The following is a 19,781-nucleotide window of genomic DNA, read 5'->3' on the forward strand; positions in this document are numbered from 1 at the left end:
AAATGCTCCCCCGCTTCGACCACCAGCTGGAGACGTCCGATGGATAACGAGCGCGATGTAGTAGTGATTGGAGCCGGATTCGCCGGACTTTCCTGTGCCGCCCGACTGAAGAGCGCAGGTCTCACCAACTTGGCCATCGTAGAGAAGGGGGAAGGATGCGGAGGGTTCTGGCGTGGGAACTATGACCGGATCCGCCTTCACACGCCGTTTCACGAATTGCCCGATGACGGTGGAATTCGCCGCGACTACCCTGAGTTCCTTCCGAGAGACGACCTCATCGAATATTTCGAACGATACGCAGCACGCCACAACTTGCTCGGCAATATCGTGGTAGACACGGAGATTTCGTCAATTGCTCTGGACGCCGGGCGCTGGTCGATAAGGAGCTCTAAGTCGGAATTCCGATCACGGTTTTTGGTAGTTGCCACGGCGTCCAATCGGAAACCAATTTGGCCGGAGATTGACGGCTTAAGCGAATACGGGGGAACGGCGATACATAGTCGACAGTATCACAATGCGACTCCCTTCAAAGGCAAGCGAACCCTTGTAATCGGAAGTGGAAACTCTGCCGCAGAAATCGCTTTGGATCTCGCTGAGGGTGGCGCCCGCGAAGTGAAGATGCTCATCCGAGGCCCGCGCCATGTGTTGTCATTGAGAGGCCTGGGAATCGCTGCCCGTGTTGCGCGGTTCCTCAAGACCGGGTTCACCTCAAAGCACATTGAAGTGTCGCACGCCTATACGCGCTCTCACCCAGCGTTTCGGGAGAAACTCGCAAAGAAGGACAAGTTCCTCTCTACCTTCTCAATCGATATGAGCGAGTATGGAATCCATCCGCCGGATTCGGGCCCGGCGACCCAAATCTCATTGCACGGCCGAGTAGCGTGGATGGATCAAGGCACCGTAAAAGCGATAAAGCAGGGACGGATCAAAGTAATTGATGCGAAAGAGAACCCCCTGCAACGATTGAGCAAGAGGGGCGCCGTCTTCCAAAATGGCCACGAAGATTTTGATTTGGTCGTATTTGCTACTGGAATGGAGCCGGGCTTAGATGACTTGTTCGAGGAGCCTGCAAGATTCCTAGAATGGAATGACGAGATGTCCCGCCTAATGCCTCGGACCGATGGCCGTAGCCGTAGCATCGTTGAGCCCACCCTATTCTTCCCTGGGTTCGACCTTTCGGTAAATGGGGGACTGAGCCTTGGCCTATGGGGATTCGAGTGTGCAGATGCTATCCTGCGCCAAATGGGTTCTGGTGCTACTGGCACCTAACAAGCCGATCAACTCGGCGCTGACTGTTGTACACACTATGAGACTATTTACTGATTTTTATACAAAGGTTGCACTTAAGCTTTATCCATATAGGTGGTTATTAGTTGTATCCTTTTTTCTTCCTTTTATAGGTTGGTCTCCTGCCTCGACGGCACTGCTGGTAATGCTGTGGGTGTGGACCAATTTAGGACTATTTATTGTTTTAACTTATGGTCCTATCAACCATTTAGAAGGCTCTATTATATGGAGTGACGGGTGGCGGCCTATAGCTTGGGTTTTCCTGATTCCAATCTTACTGGGAGCCTTGGCTGCAACAGTCCTAATTCCTTATGCTCTTATACAAAGTAATTAACAAACCGCAGCAGACGTTCCCTTTGATCGCCGGACTCGCACAAGCGCGAGCCGTTTAACCGGGCGTTAACCAAAAACTAATGTCAAAGAAGCGTAAAATGAGATACAGAGAGTACGTAGATCATCCACGATATGGTTCCAAGCCAATATACTCCGGAAGCAAGATGACGACTGAAATGGCTGCGTCTGCTCATTGGAGCCTTGATAAAGATAGTGTTTTCCCCGAAACGGCTATCCCGGCAAATATTGATAGGCAGAACTATTCAATATTTCCGCGTAAGTTTTACGTAGATATAGAACGCTGTTGTATTCAATGCAGGCGATGGTTTATTTTTTTTGCTAACGAGCAGAAGCACTGGTTTGAAGGGCTGGGGTTTTATGTTGATGCCGATTGTACCAAATGCGTCGACTGCAGACAAAATGATCAGAACATCAAGCTGATGCAAAAGAGATACCAGATCCTTAGTGTGAAAAAAGATCGTAATGCAAAAGAGATATCTGAGCTTAAAAGAATTGCCTTAGAGCTATTTCAGTTGGGATATATCAAAGATCAAACTAAAGTGGATAGAATTGGCTAACAAACGCAAACAAACCGGCCTATCGGCCTCGACTCACAACGCTCACGTTTCTTGCAGACGTTAGATTGCCATGGTCAAGTCATTATCAACCGTTGTTTTAGTAATCTTGATATTGCTTGCTATGAAGCAGTGGATGCTTTCTAAAGATAAGCAAGAAAAACTTGCCAGACTCAATGCAATTGAAACAGCAGAACAGTGCCTCGCGGTTGGTGGGGAGCTTCGTCCTGTATGTATGTCCGGTACTAGAATGTGCATCATTAACTATTCAGATGCCGGAAAATCCTGTCTAAGTAGCTCACAATGCCAAGGTGAATGTAGGGTTTCGAAGAGTAAGGCTGGCAACGTTTTTGCCATGGGTCAGTGCTCTACCTCCAATAATCCTTGTGGTTGCTGGGCAAATGTCGAGCTAGGTATGGTAAACCATGCTATTTGCTTCGACTAAATCTAACAAACGCAAGCAGGATGCTACGGCCCAGCAGGCCTCCGCGGACGTTAAGGCACTATGAAACTACTACCAATATTTTTGTTTCTTTGTTCCAGCACCTGCTACAGCTGGGAATGTGCCGAGCGTGATCCGCCAGTTTGCATAGAGGAATTCTAGAATCAGCGCCCCAGAGTTATTGTTGCCCAAGTGGTTTCAGGAAAGTACGATCTGAAAGCAAAAGATGAGTATGAATACCAACTTTCGGTCAAGCATTGGCTTAAAGGAAATTTGGGAAGAAACTTAAATATATAGAGCCGTGATTCTTTACAACTTCCAATTGGCGAGAAATACATTTTTTCAATTAAAAATAGTACGGTTGATTTTTGTGAATTGATTTTGCCGTTTTCGTATAGCTGGCTAGAGCGTTTTGATATTCCAGTGGAGCAGGCTCGTGTAGAAAAAATTGTGGAGCTTTCAGGTTACAAACCTTAACGATACACAATGCAGTCAATGTTAGAGAAACTATGAATAACGAATACAGAGCAAGGGATTGGATTAACTTCATTTTAGAGAGATGTCAGTTCCCTGATACACAAGCGCTAAAGAATCATCTCGACAAAGCCGTGTTTTCTGAGTTCTGTCAGTGCGGATGTAATAGCTTCAAAGTTCTGGTCCCGGATTTCACCAAGGCCATTGCAGTTCCAGGTAAATATGGTGTAATTTTTGAAGCAAACTTTAATCTTGCAGAAGCAGGTAAAACGTTAGAGATCCTAATATTCTCTGGAAAATCAGGAATGGTTGAATACATAGAAATAGACTGTAGTGGTAACAACTTTCCTATCCCAGAAATAGTTGAGGTTGTTGGAGAACCGTTTCATATCAGTGCCGGTAGTGCGCTACTTCTCTAACGAAAGCCGGCACATGCACGCACTTCTTGCGCTGGACTCACAACAAATTGCTCGCCTTTGCGACGGGCATTAAATTCACGGGGATATCGTGCTAAAGATTCTGAAATTTATAACATTTACACTATTGAGTATGTCGGTACTGGCAGAGTCTATTGAGTCCATTAACAAAGGTAAGCACATTGAAATCTCGGGTTTTGACTGTGCAGATAAAAGCACTCATATGATTGAGTGGCTAGGACTGGGAACGGATTATCGTAGCTTCGTAGTAAAGGATGTAGAAACAGAGCTTTATAATCAGCAACCAGGTTCTCAACTTTTAAAGCTTGAATGCACTGGTGAACCAGAACTGCTGACTGGTGCGTTACCACAAGATGGAGTTGAAGCTAAAGCAATCTTAACGAGGTTCTCGGTGACATTTCCTCTTAAAGCTACCATTAATCTTTCTGGTACCATCTGGGTGTTATCTATTGATCAAAATTACTACGCTGAAAACCTAAATTTACTCACCGATCGTAAGCTAATAAAAAAATTCACTGTCAAAGGCAGTTCCAAGCAATGAATTTAACAAGCAGATGCACTACGTTCCGATCAGCAGCCTCTATTAGACTCGTTACCCTCACTAATAAGCTAGGCGTTATCAAACAACATAAAGTCTCACAACCTGTATTCTGACAACTTAGCAACTTGTTTCTACTGATTTCACCTTCATTTCACCTCTGCTTCTTTAAAGTGCTGCTCAACCAGTTCTTTAAAGGAGCTAACCATGTCGAGCAGCATTCACTTAAAGCAAGTTGACCATCATTTTACCTTGGCCAAACAACAGGTCAGCCTGTTTGAGGATTTAAATATTGAACTGCACAGTGGTCAGTCTTACGCCATTGTGGGGCCCTCTGGAGTAGGTAAATCAAGCTTATTACTGTTAATGGCGGGTCTTGAACCTCCCGTTTCTGGCGAAGTGCAATTCCAGAAAAATGGTAAGCCGCAGCTATTAAAGAGCCTACGTCAAATCTCAGGTTTTATTTTTCAGCAGTTTCATTTGTTACCCGAACTCAACGCCTTAAACAACGTCGCGCTGCCTTTAAAACTAAAAGGCGATAAACGTGCATTAACCACAGCCGAATTATGGCTCGACAAAGTGGGGCTAGCTGAGCGAATGTATCATAAACCACAGCAGCTCAGCGGTGGTGAGCAACAACGGGTGGCCATTGCCCGTGCTTTTGCCATACAGCCGCAATTTATTTTTGCCGATGAACCTACGGGTAACCTAGATGAGAAAACCGCGCAACATATTGCGCAATTGATGTTTGATTGCTGTCAGCAAAGCGGCGCGGGGCTGGTACTCGTCACTCACTCGATGGAATTAGCGCAGCAGGCCGATACTTTGCTGCAATTGGGTCAAGGCAAATTAACGGTCATGGCGCGCAACCAAGCTGCGTCTAGGGTGGGCGCATTATGCTGATTTTATTAGTGTGGCAATTATTCCGCCAGCAATACCATCAAGGGGATGCGCGCTTAATTCGCTGGACCCAAGCAAGTTTGATGTTCTTCATTTTAACGCTCAGTTTGACCAGCAGTTCCATTCAGGCTTATTTGGCCAATAATTTGCAACAAATGCTTGGCAGCGATTTGGTAATTTCTCAGCATCAAGCCCTAACCGATGTGCAACTAAACAAGTTGCACCAGCATGCACAGCAGTTGAGCGTGAGCCAGCTGGTGAACGTAACCTTGACCCATGATCACCATTGGCAAGCGGTGCAGTTAAAAGCAGTGGATGATCATTATCCAGTGCAAGGCACCGTGCAAGTGGCGTTTGAGACGGATGGACAAGGGCAATCCCTGAGCCATGGGCCTAAATCCGGTGAAATCTGGGTCGATAACCGATTGTTTGCTTCGCTGCAGCTTACCCTTGGCCAATCCTTAGATATGGGGCATGGGCAATTAAAGCTCACAGGTTTGGTACAACATGAACCCGACCGTCTGCTCGAAGGCCATTCGGTGGCGATGCGAGCATTGGTGCATCTAGATGACCTTCCACTGATACAAGCCGACAATGCCCTCTTTCGCTATTTACTTGTGGGGGATAAAAGCGAATTGAACACCCTAAAACAATGGGCCACCACTGAGCTAGTAACTGCAAAGCTTTATGACAAACACAGCGGCCATCCGTTGGCAATGTTTTGGCAACGGGTTGAGAATTTTGTGGGCTTAGCATCGGTACTGTTGTTTTTGATGGCGGCCATTGCCATCGACCAAGCCGGTCGACGTCAGTTGTTATCCCAGCAGCGTTTTGCGGCAGTGTGTTTGGCCATGGGCAGCAATAAACCCCGAGTGTTTGCTTTATCATTTGGTCAATGGCTATTAACAGTCATTGCAGGGCTAATTCCGGCAACCGCCTTGGCATGCGGGGCCGAATACCTAATTTTGCAGCAAATGCAGACACAGTTTGCTGACCTAACCACCACCTGGGTATGGACAGATTTACTCAGCAGTTACGCGCTATTGTTGGCTCTATTGGCAATTTTCCAAATTCCCAATTGGTTAGTGATGGCCAAAGTAACCCCGGCACAGTTGATTCGCCAAATGTCGAGTCCGAATCACTTATTGCCTCGCTATGGATTTGCATTAATTAGTGTAGCTACGGTGGCTTTTGTTTACTCCGACAACGGTCTGCTCACGGCCATGACGCTATCCGCTATGGCAGCCACCTTGATGCTGATGATGGTATTGACTTGGTTGGTGCTGAGTTTGGGCCATACGGTGGCGAGCCGTGCAATGGGTATGATAGCTTTTGGTTTTTATATGATGAAACAGCGCTTACTCAGCAAATCCATTCAAATTTTAGGCGTTGGAATGTGTGCCACCTTGTTGCTGTTCACCTTGAGTTTGATGAAAGACATTGGCCAAACCATGGAAGGCTATACCCGCGAGCACGATGGTAATCTGATCATCACCCAGGCCAATGAACAACAGGTGCAAGACATTCGCCAGTGGAGTGCACAAACTGGCAGTGACATTCGCCAATTAAAGCCGTTTTGGTACGGGAAGCTAAGCCATGTCAATGGCCAGACGTTGGCGGAATTTGCCACCAGCCCCAGCGAAAGTTTGGCTAGCTTACAAAAGCCAGTCCGCTTGCATTTCAGTATTCAGCAAGCAACCAACAACCAAACAGTGACAGGCCAACGCTGGCAAGATCGAGATGCCGACTGGCAACAAGTATCGGTAGAGCAAGAAGTCATGACTGATATGGGGTTGAAACTCGGCGACCAATTACAGTTTGAAGTTGCGGGGCAATCTTTGAACTTTGAAATCAAAGCCAGTCATAAATACGTGCCTGGCAAAGGTTCCATCACCTTTTGGTTTAATGTGCCACAAAGCACCATGAACCAGCTTCAAACACCACCACTTTATATGGGTAGCCTTGAGCTTGCGGACACTGCTTGGGGTCAGCTGGCAGAGCTTTGGCAGCGTCACCCATCATTGCGGTTAATCTCGGTGCGCGAATTGACGCAACGCTTTGATGATACTTTGTCGATGGTGATTAAGCTGGTATCTGGATTTAGTTTGATGATTATTTTACTGGCACTGCTGGTGATCAGTGCGTCGGTCAAAGGCTATGAAGCTGATGAGCGTAAAAAGAACGCTTTACTGATCAGCTTTGGCCAATCACGTCTTGCGTGCTGTAAACTAAGCCTGTTCGAGTGGTTGCTGACTTCTTTAATTGCTAGCGTGGGGGCCATTTTAGGTACCAACCTTACAGCTCAATTGATCTATCAGTCTCAATTTGGCATTAATTACAAGCCAGATTGGTTATGGATCATGGCTACTTTATTTGTCAGTGCATTGGTAGTGTGCAGCGCTGGCATGATAGCCAATCGCAGAAGTTTAAAGTTTTCCGTTGGGGCCCTGTTAAGGAACGGAGGCTGAATACAAGTTCAATTTTGTTGGTGGAAGATCAGCAGGATTTGGCAATAACGTCATCGAATATTTTGAGTCCAAAGGGCTGTCGGTGGATGACGTAAGTAGGTCTCAATATACCCGTTAGCGAAAAGGATTTTCAACATCAGAATCGGACAAAAACAACTATACAAACACAGGCAGTTTGTTCCAGCCCTTCTGGCCTCTGCTGACGATAAGACGGCCATGTATAACGATATTGGTAACAATTGTATTGTTGCTTTCAGGCTGTACAAGTACCAAAGAGCAGAGAAAGCCGGAGCCAAAGTTTCAGGTTCAAATTGAATCTTCGGGAGTGGAGTATTCAGTTACAAGAACTATTGCATTGCAATATCTCTCCTATGTGTCACGGTATAACTATGATGGTGAAAGTATTGAAGTTAGCAAATCTGACGGCACAGTGACCAATGAGTGCCATTGTTATGTGAGCCATATAGGAAATGGTTGTGGCTGGGGCTCATATCTCATTGAGCAGTGCATATCAGATAAATGTACTTTCAGCTTTACTCCATACAATGCCGGGACCGTAATTTGTGAATAACCTTAACAAGGGGGTCCATTCAACGCCCAAAGCTATGCACCTTCTTGTGCAAGGACCTGCACCCCTATTATGCTACAAACCACGCCCCACTTCGGCTACCTGTGCTGGCAACGTTAGGTCTGAATAAATTATCTGAGATCTTCAAGAAGATGGAAGTTGATAAAAGCGACGTTCGGAAAAGAGCCAATCAAATTAAGCCTTATCGCTGTAAAAATCTAATATGTGTTCTTGAATACCCGATGGATATGAAGAACATAGGGACAGTCATTCGAAACGTCAATGCTTTAGGCGTCGAAAAAACCTATATTATTGATCCACGCAACTCACTGCCTGATGAATGGAAGGAAATGAGAGAAAGGAAATCACTCTCAAAACCGTCTGTCTCAGCAATCAAATGGAGCTTTGTAAAGCGATTTGATAGTACCGAAGAATGCCTGGATCATTTGGCGAACAACAGATTTACCTCGATTGTTACCTCTCCTCATGTAAAAGGAAAAGACAACTTTATATTGCATGAGGCCGATTACACTCAGCCAAGATTAGCAGTATGGTTTGGTAACGAATCTAGAGGTATCAGTGATCTTGCAGTCAAAAATAGCGATTTCTGCGTATCTATTCCAATGTTTGGAATGATAGAAAGCTTAAACCTTGGAACAACTTCTGGGATTGTATTGTATGAAATTACTAAGCAGCGCCGCGAGTACCAGGAAAAGTATAAGCGAGCCAACCGCCGCACCTGACAGAGCAATTCAGCTGACATCTTGCTTTGTGCATTCTGATTTAGTTTTCACTGGAAAGTAGACTATTTTTTCGTAAAATAATCATACAAAAATTTAGATTTTTTCTATACCCTCGTTAAGCGCTAAGGTGATCACTTGCTAGTAACCGTTGCTAGATTCTCATTTCCATATGAAGCCCAGATTGCAAAAGCAAGACTTGAGTCTGAAGGAATAAGCGCTTTCATTGCAGATGAGCACACAGTCAATATGCAGTGGCTATATTCTAATGCTATGGGTGGAGTAAGGCTTCAAGTGTCGGAAAGCGACCTTGATAAAGCCCATGAAATCCTTAAGCAAGACCGCTCCAATCTTGTAGACCAAGAATTAGGGTGTGAAGGGGAAAGGAAATGTGAGTCCTGCTCTTCACGAAATGTTGAGCCATTTACCAAGGGAAAAAAGCCCGCATTTTTGGTCTTCTTACTCTTGGGTATGCCTCTATTTTTCTACCAACATGGTATTAAGTGCAAGGATTGTGGCCATTTCCAAAAACTTAATAATCACAAGTAATAAGGCATCTGCCCTTCGAGCCTCCGTCTGGCTATCTAAGTGAGGGTATTCTTTACCCTCTGGTCGTTCGAGTATGGTCAATAATCCGGACAAACAGTGACTCAAATAGTTGTAAGTGTTCACCGTGACCTCAACATCCGAAATGAGTCTAAAATTCGCGATTATATCAGTGTGATAAGGACGTCCAAGTTTATGAGGGTAATAACATTTGACCGCCAGTTCTTATTTACCGCAGATGGGCTTAACCGTGACATCCACGCCTAAACCCATGGTGCCGTTAATAGGGGAAAATAGTTCACAGCAACCACCTTTCAGCGGATTTTCCTGTCTGCTTGGGCAAGGTGCAGTTGACTGAGCCATCGCCAACCACCTTAGTCATACTCAATAACTTCGTTGTCACAAGATTATTGGTGATCCCCAATTAATGCGCGCAAAGTGAATGACCAGAGAGTGCCGATAAGAAAAATACTCCTAATACAATCAATGTTTGTGGGAGCATTATTACTTTAATGTGTAAAAGGCAACTCCCGACGCAAGGGTCAGAACGGTGGCCAACGTTAATAACGGAATAAAACACTGCAACCGACTTAGCGGCATCAAACTGGCTTACCCCCAGTCGACATCGACTTTACCTGCACAAGCATAGAATTTCATAGATAAACTCGATGCCCCCTTGATGGTGTTTAGATTTCATCTACAGAGTGAAATGAAGTCGTTGAGATTGGCCCCACCCTTTCAGATAAATTAATAAGCATAGTACAAAGTAGATGACTTCAACCTATTTTTTTAGGTTAAGGCTATTGTTATATAATTCATCAAGTGTTAAGACTCTGGCTTAAATGACAATATTTTACATACAGAGAAAACCATTATGTGTTTTTCAGCCACAGCATCATTCGGATCAGCAGCTGTTCTTCTTGTTGGTGGTGCTTTGTGTACAAGACACGCTATAAAAAACGATAAAACCTATTTATTACTAGCGATTACCCCTATCCTTTTCGCGTTACAACAAGCGAGTGAAGGTGTGGTATGGATTGGATACAACGGAAATTTAACATCACTGACAACCGCAGCCTCCATTTTCTATTTGTTTTTTGCTCTGCTTTTTTGGCTTGCCTGGATACCAACCGTAGCCTTTAGCCTTGAAACAAAAAAGTGGAAAAGGATTTTTTTTATCACATTAATCATCATAGGTTTTGTTTTTGGCTTATATCTTTGGACACCCGTCCTATTGGAAACAGGACCAAGACATTTGGTAAAAACCAGCGTATGTGGGCATAGCTTATGTTACATACTGTCCGATGGCAGCTTGTTTTCCATTACGGCAGGACACATTATTTATTCTTCACTAGGTTTTTTATTTTTATTATCAAGCAACCAAGTTTTTAGGAAATTTTGGGCACTTGTCATGCTGTTCGGCGTTATCATCTACTTTACACAGCGTGAAACGTGGGTATCAACCTGGTGTTTCTTTGCTGCATTATCTACCTTATGGATTTATTTTCTATTAATGAATGATTATAAAGCAAAGATTAAAAAACAGGCATGATAATTGTAGAGGCAAAGCTAATTTGGCCACGGCGTAAAGGGAAAGACCTGCAAGGAGTTTTTTAAGGATCTAAGGATGCTATGCTTTTGACCTGATGCCTGCTTTCAACATCACATAACGCGTTACTGCATCAGACTATGGTATAGTGCTGACAACACTATACCAGCCAACACCGGCCATTAAAATATTATGAATCTCAAATTTGTTTCGCCGAGTATGAGAAGATTGTTTTTCACTCTGTCAGTTATATTTATTTCCGGATGTGTTTCTACCGCTAACATATATGAGAGAAACGCCAAAGCTAATGAACTAGAAGCACAGGCTGAAGACGCCAGAGTAAACAATAATTATTCCATGGCCAAACAGCTGGACAGAAAGGCAGAGAAGCTACGAGAAAAAGACTCTATCAACAAAGAGGATATCGTTGCAGGTATTTTTTCCGAACTTTTTAAGCGATTGCTCGGAGGAAGCTCTAAAAACGATCAACATGGTTGGCAGTAAAGCAAAGCACTAAAGTAAACCTTTACCAACAAGCATTAGGCGGCTCAAGATCTCTATACCGAGGCTGATGGTATCATCTGATTTGGGTCGGCTTATTTTACAGTTAGATATCGATTCTATTTAGCTGGTCACTGTGATTCTGAGATAGACGAGATCTTATTATCTATGAGAAAGAATACATTAGCCTATGAGGTTTAGAGTGAGTATTTACTGCTTAAAAAACACCCAGCTTTGCTCCAACTAAAAAGAAGCCTTCACAGGGCTGCTACTAATAGTATGCTTCACACGGGACTAGTTGCCGGTTAGCTTAGTGATAACTATGATCAGCAACTACACCCGAACGCTGCCCAAAGTATTTAAAAGCCAAATTACCGGAAAACCCGTGCACCCCATACTCTCCATAGAAAACCTGCAGTGCCGCTACGGCGAGCAGGTGGTTATCGAATCAGTTTCCTTTGCTTTACAGGCCGGGGAGATTGCCTGCTTGTTGGGCCCCAGCGGCTGCGGCAAAACAACCCTGCTGCACGCCATCGCTGGATTTCAGCCAGTCGTTGCAGGGAATATTCAACTGTCTGGAGAAGTAATCTCTTCTCCCAAGGTTAAAGTTCCTGTGGAACAGCGGAAAATTGGGGTGGTATTTCAGGATTATGCCCTCTTCCCACACCTCACCGTTAAGCAAAATATTGCCTTCGGTATCCAGTCAATGCCGAAAGGCCAACGGCAATCTCGCACCCAGGCGTTACTACAGCTAGTGCGGCTGGAAGGCTTCGGGCAACAGTATCCGCACCAACTATCCGGCGGTCAGCAGCAGCGTGTCGCTCTGGCTCGAGCACTGGCACCGCGCCCCAAGTTGTTGCTGCTGGATGAACCCTTCTCTAATCTGGATACCGAGCTGCGCCGCAGTCTCGCCGCCGAAGTCCGCCATATACTGCGCGAAGAGAAGATCCCTGCGATTATTGTTACCCACGACCGCCACGAGGCCTTTATTGCTGGAGACAAGCTGGGAGTACTCAGCCAAGGTCAATTACAGCAGTGGGACAGCCCACAGGATACTTATCAGAAGCCAAAGAATTTGGCGGTTGCGAGAATCGTTAGTGAAGGGAACATTATCTCCGGCACTGTCCTGGGCAATGACCTGATCAGCACCCCATTAGGGGAAGTAAATATGCCGACAGCTGCATACGAAAATGGAGATAGGCTCGAACTGTTTGTGCGCAGTGAGGATATTGCCGCAGGCGAACATCCCGGTGCGGTTATGGCCCAGGTTGTGGAAAAGAATTTTCTCGGCAATCAGGTGAGCTATCGCTTCCAGTTAGCCGAAGGGGAAACTGTCGAGGCCGCTTTGAATGCAAATGTTCAAGCCGTTCCCGGTGATAAACTTCCCCTACGTCTCTCCTCTGCGCTGGTGTTTGACCAGGCCCGATAGCAGCTATCAAGACAGGGCGGGCGCTTCAGAGTTCGCCAGGGCTGTGCGCTCCTCACCTCTGCGCCACCCAATGGAACGACTCAGCAAAATCACCGGGATTAATCCCACCAGGACAATCAATAAAGCCCCCAGGGCTGAGCGTTCCAGCATCTCATCAGAAGCAAACTGGTAAACATAAGTCGCCAGGGTGTCAAAGCCGAAGGGGCGCAGAAGCAAAGTCGCCGGCAGTTCTTTCATACAATCCACAAAGACCACCAAACCACCCGTTAGCAGCCCTGTACGCACCAAGGGGAGGTGCACGGCCCACAGGGTTTGCCAGCTATTGCGCCCCAGAGAGCGGGCAGCCCTATCCATTGATGGGGTTACCTTCTCCAGGCTGGATTCTATGGCCCCCGTAGATACCGCCAGGAAGCGCACCGTGTAGGCAAAAATAATGGCAAAAATACTGCCGCTTAACAGTAGCCCTATGGAGATATCGAAGTGCTCACGTAAAAAAGCGTCGACGGCATTATCAAATGCGGCCAGTGGAATCAGGACTCCAATCGCCAATACCGCCCCGGGCATTGCATAACCCAGCTTGGAAAAGCCGACCAAGAGTCGTACGGACCTTTTGGGTTGCAGCCGCTTACCGTAAGCCAACAGCAAGCCCAGCAGTACGGAGACCAGTGCTGCTGCAATAGACAGTAATAAGCTATTGCTGGCGATCTGTATAAAATCTTCGCTCCAATAGCTAGAAAAGTTACTAAGTGCGTATCCACCCAGAACCAGCAGGGGAATAATAAAACCGGCCACCAACAGTAACCCACAGAACAACAGAGCTACACCAGCCCGCCAACCGCACAGTACATAACGTTCACGCTGGGAATTTGGTGACTGTACAAAGTGCTTCTGTCTCGCCCGCCCCATTCGCTCCAACGTAATTAACAGAACAACAAAAATCAGGGTGCTACAGGCAATTTGTGCCGCCCCCCCTAAATTACCGCGGCTCAGCCAGGTATCGTAAATCCCAACACTCAAGGTGCGCACCGCAAAGAAGTCGACAGTGCCGAAGTCATTCAGGGTTTCCATCAGCACCAGTGACAAGCCCACCGCAATTGCCGGGCGAGCCATTGGCAGGGATACGCGCAAGAAGCTTTGCCAGGGCGTGCAGCCCAATGACCGGCTCGCGGCCCGTATACTGCCGCACTGTTCGATAAAGGCCGCGCGCGCGAGCATATACACATAGGGGAAGAGCACCAGTGACAGCATGGCAATCGCCCCACCCATACTGCGGATCTCAGGGAACCAGTAATCCCTGGCCGTCTGCCAACCAAACCAAGCCCGCAAAGACTTTTGCACTGGGCCCGCGTACTCCAGCAAATCTGTATAGACGTAGGCAATCACATAGGCGGGAACTGCAAACGGCAGTAGCAACGCCCACTCGAACAACCGGCGTCCGGGGAACTGGCACATACTCACCAGCCAAGCGCTGCCCACGCCTGCTATCAACGTTACTAAACCGACACCACCAGCCAGAATCAATGTGGAGGACACATAGTGAAACAGCACCGTGTCTAACAGGTGCGGCCAGATATTTTCTTCAGGGAAAAATGCCAACCAAAAGATAGATAGCACTGGCAGGGCTACCAGTAGGGAAATAGTAGCTACCAGTAGCAGCCAGCGGGACGCTGATAAATTCGCTCGGTTTAGCATGAATTAAGAAATCAAAAGCTCATTATAAAAGAACGGCCCTGGTCTCTCGACAGGGCCGTTCGAATAAGGCTGAGATAGTGCTACCAATAGGCTGGGCAGCAACTCCCATTCAGTTAAACATTCTAAAAGTCAAAGCGTACTTCATCAACCATACGGGAAGCCGCCGGAACGTAGGAACCGATTTCCGTGAGGCTCAGATCGTCTTCTTTAAACTCACCCATATATTCCTTGATCAACTCAGAGCGAGCAGTACCGGGGCGTACAGGGAACTCAAAATTTTTCTCAGCGTAAGCGTATTGAGCATCGGCACCACTGAGGAATTCCAGCAGCTTAACGGCGTTTTCACGGTTGGGGGCATGCTTGGTCAGCGCCGCGCCGGAAATAAACATATGGGTGCCGCGATCTTTCTGGTTAGGGAAGACCAGGTTGACTGACTTGGCCCAATCCACCTGCTCCGGCTGCTCCTTATTGGTAATCATTTTACCGAAGTAGTAGCTGTTACCCAGGGAGAGGTCGCAGACACCTTCGCTAATGGCTTTCACTTGTGCACGGTCATTGCCCTGCGGCTTACGCGCCAGATTCGCTTTCACGCCTTGCAACCACTCTTTGGTTTCTGCTTCACCGTGATGGGCGATCATGGAGGCGATCAGGGACAGGGTGTAGGGGTGCTTGCCGCTGCGGGTACAGATTCGGCCCTTCCACTTGGGGTCTACCAGCTCTTCGTAGCGAGTGATTTCACCGGGTTTAACGCGGTCTTTGGAAGCGTAAATTAAACGCGCTCGGGTTGTCAGGCCGAACCAGTTACCGGCCTTATCACGGAATTGCGCCGGGATATTGTCTTCCAGGATTTCACTGCTTACCGGTTGGGTCAGCTGCTTATTAAGCAAGTCCATCAGACTACTGGTATTGGAAGTCAGAACCAGGTCGGCAGGGCTGTTGCGCCCTTCCCTTTGCAGCCGCTCGTTCAAGCCTTTGCTGGCGTAGACCACTTTGGTCTCAATACCGGTTTTCTCGGTGAACTCCTGCAAGATCGGCTCAATCAGGAAAGGTTGTCGGTAGGAGTAAATATTTACTTGCTCAGCGGCATTGGCCCCAATGGCACCAATCAAACCAACAGTTGCAATCGCTTTTTGAAATAGAGATCTGGTAAACATGGGAGTCCTATCACCCTGGGGTTAATTTGAGAAGCATTCTCATTTGGAAAGGTATTAATGTCAACCTGGAACTTCTCTACCCAGCAAAGTCGCAAAATCCCTCCTATGCTTAGATTCAAGCTAGCCACCTGCAGAGTCTCTATGCATTACCTTATTCTGCCACTCGCTCTGGTTTTTGCCTTAACCGGCTGCGACCGCAAGGGCGAGCCACATAAGGCCCAATCATCGGGTAGTGAAGTAACCGCTGGTCAAACAGCCAGCGAGGCAATGAAACAGCCGATTAAGCGAAACGCGAGCAGCACGGCGGAAGACCCCACCAATCAGCTACAGGCTACCGCTTCGGGTAGTGAAACCATTTGTACACCGGGCTGGTTTACCTGGGTACAGCGGCAAGTGATGGCCCAACAAGATGGCGACCTGAAAAAAATGTACCCATCAGGTCTACCCCCCACTGGCAGTGCAGAGTGGTTTGATGCAATCACCAAGCTGACGGGCGGCAACCTGGCCGATGTAAAGCCCGGCAGCCCGGAGTGGTGTCTAGCAGTTCAGAAACGTCTCAGTCACCCCGGTGACCAGGGCCTTTAAGGCAATCAAAAGGCTAAGTATCTTGCTGAGTAAAGCGAGATGTAAACCTTCTATTACCCGGTCAATTTTTCAACCGGGTCCGCAAGCGAGGTAGTGAAAAATGAAGTTCTTCAGCAGAATGTTGCTGGCACTAATCGCCGCAACCACGCTACAAGTCGCCATCGCCGACGAGAAACCCCCTCCCGGGGCTATGGCACTCTCTATGGTGCTCACAAAGTTAGAGCAACAGGGTTACACCCCTATTGTGGAGGTAGACCTGGAAAGAGGACGCTGGAAAGTGGAGGCCTACAAGGGCGATCAGAAATACGACCTGATTGTGGATCCTAATTCAGCAGAGGTGCAATCCGAAAAACCCGATAACAGCTGACTCGCATAGTCTGCGATCATTCCTACCAGTCCTCCCCGGATTAGGGATACTCCGGGGAGGGCCTGAATTCATCACAGTTTTTACCAATGTGGTGGCAACTCACGTAACCACAGTGATTATGTCTATTCACTGACGTAATTGGTCAAGCACCGCGAGGATGAATGCGTTAGTCTGGTCTAAGACAAACGCCAAAGGATAATAAAATGACCATCCAGACGCTTACTCGGCAGGATGCAGACAAGGCGCTACTCCAGAACCAGCTAGACAACCAGCGCCGAGCCCATCACGCCAACCCTGTTCCCAGCTATCAGCAGCGTGTTCAAGATCTAAAAACCCTGGCACGAATGCTGCGTGAACAGCAGGAAGCCATCATTGAAGCCATATGCTGTGACTACGGCAATCGCTCGCGGGAAGAAACCCTGCTATTGGAGATATATCCTGCCCTTTCCGGCATCAAGGATGCCATAAAGAACATCAAGAAATGGATGAAGCCCAGGCGGCGCCATGTCGACTTCAAAGCCTACCCCCTGTCAAAAAATACTGTAGTACCTCAACCCCTGGGAGTAGTTGGGGTAATCGTGCCGTGGAACTTCCCCATTAACCTTAGCTTTTCACCTCTAACCAATATCTTTGCCGCAGGCAATCACGCAATGGTAAAGATGTCTACCAACTCCTGTCGGCTTGCTGAGTTGTTAAAGGAGGTTAGCCCCAAGTATTTTCCAGAGGAGAAACTCTCTTTTATTGCTGACTATGGTGAAATAGGTCCACTATTTTCCAGCCTAAAATTTGACCACCTAATTTTCACCGGCTCCAGCACTACTGGGCGGGCCGTGATGCGCTCCGCTGCAGAAAACCTGACTCCAGTCACGCTAGAGCTTGGAGGGAAGTCCCCCGCTATCATCGCCCCCGATTTTCCCATCGAAAAAGCAGCGGAGCGTCTGATTCACTGGAAAATGGTCAATGCCGGGCAAATATGTGTCAATGTAGATTATCTCTTTATCCCTGAGAACCAACTGGATACCTTTATTGAGCATGCCAAGCGGGTAATGAAAAAGCACTTCCCCAATTGGCAGAGCCCTGACTATACCTCCATTATTGACAACGCAGCCTACCAGCGCCTGTGGAAAACACTGGATGATGCCGTCGATAAGGGGGCTAAGATTTACGACCTGAGTGCCGGAGAACTCAAACGAAATGACAGCCTGCGAAAGTTCCCTCCCCATCTATTAATCAACGTAAATCGGGACATGCTGGCAATGCAGCGGGAAATTTTTGGCCCGCTTCTGCCAATTATGACCTATTCAAGGCCTGAAGAAGTCATTGACTATATCAATGCTCAGCCACGACCACTGGCAATTTATCCCTACACGAACGATAAGAACCTGCAAAATCGCTATATTGAGCAAATTATGTCTGGCGGTGTGTCGATAAATAACTGTGTATTACATGTTGGACAGCACGATATTCCATTTGGTGGGGTTGGAGAAAGTGGCATGGGCCATTACCACGGTTACGAAGGCTTCCTTACCTTCTCCAAATTGCGCCCTATCTACCAACAGGGACCAATCGACCTATTGAAATTAATGCGCCCCCCCTATGGAAAACTTTCCAATAAACTATTGAACCTTATGCTCAAGATGACCCGGTAAAATTGGGTACTGGAAAGCATAACCGCATGTAAAAATAATAACCCGGCGAACCCATACGCCGGGTTATTATTTTCGATTCATTCAAACATTTAATTAAAATCACTGGCGTAATGATCATCCACTGTCCACACTAAAAACATGGCTTGGTTGTAGTGTGGAGCCTCGTGTGAGTTTTATTGTAACGGTCATGCTCGTTAGTAATTTGACAAACCCCATTCCCCCAGGGATAGACCCTAACAAACCCGCCCCAATCTACGATAGCCCCGATCTTTACGGAGCAACGCCTTCGGTTATTGCTCTAGATCCATCGACTATTAGGGCAAAACTCTACAGTCTTGGATTTAAGCCTATAACCAGTATGCGTTTCGTGGGAGGGCGCTGGAAGATTCAAGCGGTTTACCAGGGCGAGCTCCGAGCCTTGGAAGTAAACCCAGATAATGGGATTATTTTTGCAGATCGACCAGCCAAATAGGTAACAAGAAAATCCTGAACGAACCTTATGAAAAAAGGAAAAATATTAATACTCGGAGCAGGCTCCATTGGATCATACCTAGCGGCAAAATTTTTCCGAGCAAACTATCATGTAGATGTCATAGGTAGAAAAGCGGATAGAATTGGAGAATATCTCCTCATTAACTCTAAGAGATATGACTTCCCGCCCACCTCAAAAGAGATCAGCACTCAATCAACCTATGACTTTGTTTTTTTAACATGCAAAATCTATGACCTAAAGAAAAACCTCATCAATTTAAGCAAGACAAACCCAAAATCAAAAATTATTATTCTATTACAAAACTGCCTTTTTGATATCTCAGAGTTTGAACACACTTATCAGAAAAACTTCACGAGCGTATTGGTATATGACGGCTTCAATCTGAACAACAATAAACTGAAGCATACAAAAGGCTCTGGGTTTCTCGTTGGGAATGACAAATATTCAGAAAGCTTACTGCAGCTGTTCAAAGACTCACTTATCGAGACCAAAACAACTAGCAACACAGTACAGCATCGTGTTGAAAAGACTATTTTCAATTGCACAACAAATATATTTTCAGCCACCTATTCAAGAACCCTCAGGGAGCTTTTTGCAGACGACAAAATAACCAAGCACATGAAAAATGTACTTTATGAATCCTACGAAGTTCTCTCAAAAGAAATTGAGATCAATCAAGACAAACAAGAGATGTGGAAAAAACTCACCCAACAAGCCAAAAATTTGGATCATTACACTTCAACCTACCAGGATGCTAGAGAAAATAAAGTTACTGAGCTTTCCTATTTGAATGGTTTTATTATTAAATTAGGCCGCAAAGTAGGAATTGCCACTCCTTACACCATTGAAGCCGTGAATAATTTTAAGAGAAAGTATCCTAACTTATATTGAGATTACCTAGCTGTCCGCCCCAAACTCCCAACTGGCTACTTATTGTAGAGCATTCAAATAAACCTACGACTTTATGCTGACCATGAAGAAGCATATTTAGCTACACCGCTAGGGACCAGTATGATTTACCTTCAATCTAGTAGCAGCACTAAAACCAAAGATA

19 protein-coding genes are annotated in these 19,781 nt (G+C 46.4%); 16 read left to right on the forward strand and 3 right to left on the reverse strand.

Annotation, left to right across the window (positions count from 1 at the left end; translation table 11 throughout):
• The first annotated feature begins 39 nt into the window (after positions 1-39).
• The 8 genes from ACJJI0_RS09905 (at position 40) to ACJJI0_RS09940 (ending at position 9,311) form a co-directional block, all read left to right on the forward strand.
• Positions 40-1,269, forward strand: a complete 1,230-nt coding sequence (locus ACJJI0_RS09905; RefSeq protein ID WP_444885740.1) for a flavin-containing monooxygenase — start codon at positions 40-42, stop codon at positions 1,267-1,269.
• A 515-nt stretch (positions 1,270-1,784) separates the two neighbouring features.
• Positions 1,785-2,198 carry a zinc-ribbon domain containing protein gene (locus ACJJI0_RS09910; RefSeq protein ID WP_444885741.1) on the forward strand — a complete coding sequence of 138 codons (414 nt, stop codon included), beginning with the start codon at positions 1,785-1,787 and terminating at the stop codon, positions 2,196-2,198.
• 948 nt (positions 2,199-3,146) lie between these two features.
• A complete protein-coding gene (locus tag ACJJI0_RS09915) occupies positions 3,147-3,530 on the forward strand; it encodes a hypothetical protein (RefSeq protein WP_444885742.1) in 384 nt (127 codons plus the stop codon).
• Between the two features lie 88 nt (positions 3,531-3,618).
• On the forward strand, positions 3,619-4,089 hold the full coding sequence (locus tag ACJJI0_RS09920) for a hypothetical protein (protein WP_444885743.1): 471 nt from the start codon (positions 3,619-3,621) through the stop codon (positions 4,087-4,089).
• Between the two features lie 204 nt (positions 4,090-4,293).
• On the forward strand, positions 4,294-4,989 hold the full coding sequence (locus ACJJI0_RS09925) for an ABC transporter ATP-binding protein (RefSeq protein ID WP_444885744.1): 696 nt from the start codon (positions 4,294-4,296) through the stop codon (positions 4,987-4,989).
• Positions 4,983-7,454, forward strand: coding sequence for an ABC transporter permease (locus ACJJI0_RS09930; RefSeq protein ID WP_444885745.1), 2,472 nt, complete (start codon positions 4,983-4,985; stop codon positions 7,452-7,454). The genes ACJJI0_RS09925 and ACJJI0_RS09930 overlap by 7 nt, the downstream gene beginning before the upstream one ends.
• A 720-nt stretch (positions 7,455-8,174) precedes the next feature.
• Complete coding sequence (locus ACJJI0_RS09935) at positions 8,175-8,765, forward strand: TrmH family RNA methyltransferase (protein ID WP_444885746.1); 591 nt, start codon at positions 8,175-8,177, stop codon at positions 8,763-8,765.
• Positions 8,766-8,900: 135 nt separating this feature from the next.
• Positions 8,901-9,311 (forward strand): putative signal transducing protein, encoded by a 411-nt coding sequence (locus tag ACJJI0_RS09940; RefSeq protein ID WP_444885747.1) that lies wholly within the window; start codon positions 8,901-8,903, stop codon positions 9,309-9,311.
• A gap of 222 nt (positions 9,312-9,533) precedes the next feature.
• On the opposite strand, the gene ACJJI0_RS09945 is transcribed toward ACJJI0_RS09940, so the two are convergent.
• Positions 9,534-9,671 carry a hypothetical protein gene (locus ACJJI0_RS09945; RefSeq protein ID WP_444885748.1) on the reverse strand — a complete coding sequence of 46 codons (138 nt, stop codon included), beginning with the start codon at positions 9,669-9,671 and terminating at the stop codon, positions 9,534-9,536.
• Positions 9,672-10,182: 511 nt separating this feature from the next.
• On the opposite strand from ACJJI0_RS09945, the gene ACJJI0_RS09950 reads away from it, so the two are divergent.
• The 3 genes from ACJJI0_RS09950 to ACJJI0_RS09960 all read left to right on the forward strand — a co-directional run bounded on the left by ACJJI0_RS09950 (position 10,183) and on the right by ACJJI0_RS09960 (position 12,787).
• On the forward strand, positions 10,183-10,860 hold the full coding sequence (locus tag ACJJI0_RS09950; protein ID WP_444885749.1) for a DUF6629 family protein: 678 nt from the start codon (positions 10,183-10,185) through the stop codon (positions 10,858-10,860).
• A 189-nt stretch (positions 10,861-11,049) separates the two neighbouring features.
• The gene (locus ACJJI0_RS09955) at positions 11,050-11,361 is read left to right on the forward strand and encodes a hypothetical protein (RefSeq protein ID WP_444885750.1); all 312 of its coding nucleotides are present in this window, start codon (positions 11,050-11,052) and stop codon (positions 11,359-11,361) included.
• Between the two features lie 319 nt (positions 11,362-11,680).
• Positions 11,681-12,787 (forward strand): ABC transporter ATP-binding protein, encoded by a 1,107-nt coding sequence (locus tag ACJJI0_RS09960; protein WP_444885751.1) that lies wholly within the window; start codon positions 11,681-11,683, stop codon positions 12,785-12,787.
• Positions 12,788-12,793: 6 nt separating this feature from the next.
• Here the strand turns inward: ACJJI0_RS09960 and ACJJI0_RS09965 are convergent, their stop codons facing one another.
• Entirely contained in the window at positions 12,794-14,479 is a 1,686-nt protein-coding gene (locus ACJJI0_RS09965; RefSeq protein ID WP_444885752.1) for an ABC transporter permease, read from the reverse strand.
• Positions 14,480-14,601: 122 nt separating this feature from the next.
• On the reverse strand, positions 14,602-15,633 hold the full coding sequence (locus ACJJI0_RS09970; RefSeq protein WP_444885753.1) for a Fe(3+) ABC transporter substrate-binding protein: 1,032 nt from the start codon (positions 15,631-15,633) through the stop codon (positions 14,602-14,604).
• Positions 15,634-15,774: 141 nt separating this feature from the next.
• On the opposite strand from ACJJI0_RS09970, the gene ACJJI0_RS09975 reads away from it, so the two are divergent.
• From ACJJI0_RS09975 to ACJJI0_RS09995, 5 genes are all read left to right on the forward strand, one after another.
• Positions 15,775-16,218, forward strand: a complete 444-nt coding sequence (locus ACJJI0_RS09975; protein ID WP_444885754.1) for a hypothetical protein — start codon at positions 15,775-15,777, stop codon at positions 16,216-16,218.
• Positions 16,219-16,318: 100 nt separating this feature from the next.
• On the forward strand, positions 16,319-16,585 hold the full coding sequence (locus ACJJI0_RS09980) for a PepSY domain-containing protein (RefSeq protein ID WP_252084977.1): 267 nt from the start codon (positions 16,319-16,321) through the stop codon (positions 16,583-16,585).
• A 203-nt stretch (positions 16,586-16,788) separates the two neighbouring features.
• Positions 16,789-18,234: a coniferyl aldehyde dehydrogenase gene (locus ACJJI0_RS09985; protein ID WP_444885755.1), complete on the forward strand. Its 1,446-nt coding sequence runs from the start codon at positions 16,789-16,791 to the stop codon at positions 18,232-18,234.
• A gap of 166 nt (positions 18,235-18,400) precedes the next feature.
• Entirely contained in the window at positions 18,401-18,706 is a 306-nt protein-coding gene (locus ACJJI0_RS09990) for a hypothetical protein (protein WP_252084975.1), read from the forward strand.
• A gap of 27 nt (positions 18,707-18,733) precedes the next feature.
• On the forward strand, positions 18,734-19,618 hold the full coding sequence (locus ACJJI0_RS09995) for a ketopantoate reductase family protein (protein ID WP_444885756.1): 885 nt from the start codon (positions 18,734-18,736) through the stop codon (positions 19,616-19,618).
• Positions 19,619-19,781: the final 163 nt, after the last annotated feature.

It is taken from the genome of Microbulbifer mixtoriginis (SeqCode) (assembly GCF_052466695.1).

What these genes read in the sequence shown, in the direction of transcription:
- ACJJI0_RS09930 (WP_444885745.1), top strand. Translation starts at nt 4,983, where the DNA reads ATGCTGATTTTATTAGTGTGGCAATTATTCCGCCAGCAATACCATCAA.
- ACJJI0_RS09980 (WP_252084977.1), top strand. Translation starts at nt 16,319, where the DNA reads ATGAAGTTCTTCAGCAGAATGTTGCTGGCACTAATCGCCGCAACCACG.
- ACJJI0_RS09965 (WP_444885752.1), bottom strand. Translation starts at nt 14,479, where the DNA reads ATGCTAAACCGAGCGAATTTATCAGCGTCCCGCTGGCTGCTACTGGTA.
- ACJJI0_RS09945 (WP_444885748.1), bottom strand. Translation starts at nt 9,671, where the DNA reads ATGGCTCAGTCAACTGCACCTTGCCCAAGCAGACAGGAAAATCCGCTG.
- ACJJI0_RS09985 (WP_444885755.1), top strand. Translation starts at nt 16,789, where the DNA reads ATGACCATCCAGACGCTTACTCGGCAGGATGCAGACAAGGCGCTACTC.
- ACJJI0_RS09970 (WP_444885753.1), bottom strand. Translation starts at nt 15,633, where the DNA reads ATGTTTACCAGATCTCTATTTCAAAAAGCGATTGCAACTGTTGGTTTG.
- ACJJI0_RS09905 (WP_444885740.1), top strand. Translation starts at nt 40, where the DNA reads ATGGATAACGAGCGCGATGTAGTAGTGATTGGAGCCGGATTCGCCGGA.
- ACJJI0_RS09950 (WP_444885749.1), top strand. Translation starts at nt 10,183, where the DNA reads ATGTGTTTTTCAGCCACAGCATCATTCGGATCAGCAGCTGTTCTTCTT.
- ACJJI0_RS09960 (WP_444885751.1), top strand. Translation starts at nt 11,681, where the DNA reads ATGATCAGCAACTACACCCGAACGCTGCCCAAAGTATTTAAAAGCCAA.
- ACJJI0_RS09910 (WP_444885741.1), top strand. Translation starts at nt 1,785, where the DNA reads ATGACGACTGAAATGGCTGCGTCTGCTCATTGGAGCCTTGATAAAGAT.
- ACJJI0_RS09975 (WP_444885754.1), top strand. Translation starts at nt 15,775, where the DNA reads ATGCATTACCTTATTCTGCCACTCGCTCTGGTTTTTGCCTTAACCGGC.
- ACJJI0_RS09915 (WP_444885742.1), top strand. Translation starts at nt 3,147, where the DNA reads ATGAATAACGAATACAGAGCAAGGGATTGGATTAACTTCATTTTAGAG.
- ACJJI0_RS09955 (WP_444885750.1), top strand. Translation starts at nt 11,050, where the DNA reads ATGAATCTCAAATTTGTTTCGCCGAGTATGAGAAGATTGTTTTTCACT.
- ACJJI0_RS09935 (WP_444885746.1), top strand. Translation starts at nt 8,175, where the DNA reads ATGGAAGTTGATAAAAGCGACGTTCGGAAAAGAGCCAATCAAATTAAG.
- ACJJI0_RS09925 (WP_444885744.1), top strand. Translation starts at nt 4,294, where the DNA reads ATGTCGAGCAGCATTCACTTAAAGCAAGTTGACCATCATTTTACCTTG.
- ACJJI0_RS09995 (WP_444885756.1), top strand. Translation starts at nt 18,734, where the DNA reads ATGAAAAAAGGAAAAATATTAATACTCGGAGCAGGCTCCATTGGATCA.